Source organism: Vibrio maerlii (assembly GCF_003415655.1).
Taxonomy (GTDB): Bacteria; Pseudomonadota; Gammaproteobacteria; order Enterobacterales; family Vibrionaceae; genus Vibrio; species Vibrio maerlii.
The window spans coordinates 1-994 of sequence record NZ_QRHC01000033.1; the positions used below are offsets into that span (position 1 = coordinate 1).

Sequence of the window (994 nt, forward strand, 5' to 3'; positions counted from 1 at the left end):
TGTAAGCGTTGTGAGGCGTTGAGCTAACCTGTACTAATTGCCCGTGAGGCTTAACCATACAACACCCAAGGGGTTTTGATGGACTCAAAGCAAGAACAGATTGAATGTGTATAACTAGAACTAAAAACAGCTTTCCGAATTAAGAATTTGCTTGGCGACCATAGCGTTGTGGACCCACCTGATTCCATKCCGAACTCAGAAGTGAAACGCAACAGCGCCGATGGTAGTGTGGGGCTTCCCCATGTGAGAGTAGGTCATCGCCAGGCTTTAATTTTTGACCGTTTTCTGTATAGAAAACAGTCACCATAAAGTTTTAAGAAATATCTTAGAGTTTTATGTTGACTTACAGAGTCAATCGCGTATTATACGCATCCGCTCTTGAGGTTAACCCCTTGAAAGCAAAGCTCTTTAACAATTTAAACCTATCAATCTGTGTGGGCACTCGTTGATGATAATCAAAAGAATGAAACTTCGGTTTCAACTTTGGTTTCAATGAACTGAGTGACCAAACGATGACTTCGGTCATTGGCACAGTCAATTCATTATCGTTCTGTTGGAACGATAATAGCTTTAGAATTACATTAGTAGTTTTGAAGTCAGTATTCATTGAGCCGACAAAATCTTAAATTGAAGAGTTTGATCATGGCTCAGATTGAACGCTGGCGGCAGGCCTAACACATGCAAGTCGAGCGGAAACGAGTTATCTGAACCTTCGGGGGACGATAACGGCGTCGAGCGGCGGACGGGTGAGTAATGCCTGGGAATATGCCTTGATGTGGGGGATAACCATTGGAAACGATGGCTAATACCGCATAAYGCCTTCGGGCCAAAGAGGGGGACCTTCGGGCCTCTCGCGTCAAGATTAGCCCAGGTGGGATTAGCTAGTTGGTGAGGTAAAGGCTCACCAAGGCGACGATCCCTAGCTGGTCTGAGAGGATGATCAGCCACACTGGAACTGAGACACGGTCCAGACTCCTACGGGAGGCAGCAGTGG

General features: G+C 46.0%; 2 rRNA genes. Both read left to right on the forward strand.

Going from position 1 to position 994, the window contains the following annotated elements:
- Positions 1 to 150 precede the first annotated feature (150 nt).
- Positions 151 to 266, forward strand: a 5S ribosomal RNA gene (gene rrf, locus DPF91_RS21765).
- A 358-nt stretch (positions 267 to 624) separates the two neighbouring features.
- A 16S ribosomal RNA gene (locus DPF91_RS21770) occupies positions 625 to 994 on the forward strand; the annotation flags it as partial.